We start from the raw sequence: 2,466 nt of genomic DNA, 5'->3' as shown, positions 1-2,466 counted from the left end.
GGGGGTGGGGCGCCGCGGACCGCCCCGCCGCCGGGACGATCTTGACAGCGGGTCCTGACGCAGCCCGGGGCGCTCCCGGCCGCCCGCCGCGGCGGGGCCCGGGGGGAAAGTGGGGCGCCGGGCGGGCTGTGCCCGGCGTCCGGTTGGAGCACAATGGCTGCGTTCCCATGACCATCGCGGGTACCGGCAGTGAGACGTACTGTCGGTGGGGCACTGTTCGATGGCACCGGCGGCGGGCGCCGGTGGGCGCCGGCGGCCCGGCGGCGGTCGCGGGCGGAGCGGAGCGGAGGGCGGATCATCCGGAATCGGAGGAGACGCGCGGACGTCCGTGCAAGGGTTGCGCACTGCGGCGCCGTCGGGGCGGCCGGACGGCTGAGGAGGGTTGGTTGGTGGCAGTAGGGATGCACGGGGACCCGTCGCCCGGGACCGGACGGTCGGCTCCGGCGCCCCGCCCCGGGGACGGCCCGGCGAACGCCTCCCGGACCGGGCACCCGGCCGGCCTGGACGACCTGGCCCGGGTGAGCGGGCGCATCCGGGACGCCGTGGAGACGGTGGTCGAGGGCAAGCCCCGGGCGGTGCGGCTCGCGCTGACCGTCCTGCTCGCCGAGGGCCACCTGCTCATCGAGGACGTCCCGGGCGTCGGCAAGACGCTGCTCGCCAAGGCCCTGGCCCGCTCGGTGGACTGCTCGGTCCGGCGCGTCCAGTTCACGCCCGACCTGCTCCCGAGCGACATCACCGGGGTCAGCGCCTACAACCAGGAGCTGCGCGAGTTCGAGTTCAAGCCGGGCCCGGTGTTCGCCAACATCGTGGTCGGCGACGAGATCAACCGCGCCTCCCCCAAGACGCAGTCGGCGCTGCTGGAGTGCATGGAGGAGCGGCAGGTCACCGTGGACGGCACGACGTATCCGCTGGAGCGTCCGTTCATGGTGATCGCCACCCAGAACCCGGTCGAGATGGAGGGCACCTACCCCCTCCCCGAGGCGCAGCGGGACCGGTTCACCGCGCGGATCTCGATGGGCTACCCCGACCCGTCCGCCGAGCTGGAGATGCTCGACGCGCACGGCGGGGCCGACCCCCTGGCCGAGCTGGAGCCGGTCGCGCACGCGGCCGACGTGCGCGCCCTCATCGAGGTGGTGCGGCGCCAGCACGTCGCGCAGTCCGTCCGGCAGTACGCGATCGACCTGGTCACCGCGACGCGCAACCATCCGGAGCTGCGGCTCGGCGCGTCCCCGCGGGCGACCCTGCACCTGGTGCGGGCGGCGCGCGCGTACGCGGCGCTCGACGACCGCGACTACGTGCTGCCCGACGACATCCAGGAGCTGGCCGTCCCGGTGCTGGCGCACCGGCTGCTGCCGTCCGCCGAGGCGCAGGTCGAGCGGCGGCGGCCCGAGCACGTCCTGACGGAGCTGGTGCACCGGCTGCCCGTTCCGTCCCCGCGGGGGTGACCCGGTGCGACGGGCCCTGGCGGGGCTGACGACGCGGGGCCGGTCGTTCGTGGCGGCCGGGGCGACCGCGATCCTGTGCGCGTTCGTGCTCGGCGAGCGCGACCTGCTGCGCGCGGGGGTGCTCGTCCTGGCGCTGCCGCTGATCTGCACCTGGGTCGTCTCGCGGACCCGGTACCGGCTGGCGTGCGCGCGCCGGCTGGACCCGCCGCGGCTGCCGGTCGGGCACGAGTCGCGCGCGGAGCTGCGGCTGGAGAACGTCTCCCGGCTGCCGAGCGGGGTGCTCATGGTCGAGGACCGGGTGCCGTTCGCGCTCGGCGGGCGGCCCCGGTTCGTCATCGACCGGATCGAGCCGCGCGGATCGCGCGAGCTGGGCTACCGGATCCGGTCCGACGTGCGCGGCCGGTTCCGGGTGGGGCCGCTGACCGTGCGGCTCGCCGACCCGTTCGGGATGGTCGAGCTGGTCCGCTCGTTCAGCCTCACCGACACGCTGACGGTGACCCCGGCGATCGTGCCGCTGCCGTCCGGGCGGCTCGCCGGGGCGTGGGCCGGCGGCGGCGACAGCGTGGCCCGGACGGTCTCCACGGCGGGCGAGGACGACATCGCGCCGCGCGAGTACCGGCACGGCGACGACCTGCGCCGCGTCCACTGGCGGTCGACCGCGCGGCGCGGCGAGCTGATGGTGCGGCGCGAGGAGCAGCACTGGCAGAGCCGGGGCGCGCTCTTCCTGGACACCCGGGGCCTGGCGCACCACGGCGAGGGCCCGGGCGCGACGTTCGAGCAGGCGGTCTCGGCGACGGCGTCGGTCGGCGTGCACCTCGGCCGGACGGGCATGGCGCTGCGGCTGGTCACCGACGCCGGGGAGCGGCTCGCGCCGTCCGCCGACTACGCGGGCGAGTTCGAGGGGCTGCTGCTGGACGCGCTGGCCGTCGCGCGCCCCGGCGACGGCGCCGCGCTGGACGCGGGCCTCGCGGCCCTGGTCGGCGGCACCGGGCGGGACGGCGACGGGTTGGTCGTCGCGGTG

Annotated in this window: 2 protein-coding genes; both read left to right on the top strand. The window is 76.6% G+C overall.

Features of this window, described 5'->3' with window-relative positions; genetic code table 11:
* Positions 1–389 precede the first annotated feature (389 nt).
* Positions 390–1,445 carry an AAA family ATPase gene (locus tag DZF91_RS24970; RefSeq protein ID WP_235834534.1) on the top strand — a complete coding sequence of 352 codons (1,056 nt, stop codon included), beginning with the start codon at positions 390–392 and terminating at the stop codon, positions 1,443–1,445.
* A gap of 4 nt (positions 1,446–1,449) precedes the next feature.
* Positions 1,450–2,466: DUF58 domain-containing protein (locus tag DZF91_RS24965; protein ID WP_117359684.1), on the top strand; the 1,017-nt coding region annotated here is incomplete at its 3' end.

The organism is Actinomadura logoneensis (assembly GCF_003428695.1).
Classification (GTDB): Bacteria; Actinomycetota; Actinomycetes; order Streptosporangiales; family Streptosporangiaceae; genus Spirillospora; species Spirillospora logoneensis.
Note: the sequence above shows the minus strand (reverse complement) of the source record. Positions and strands in the feature narration are given on the sequence as shown.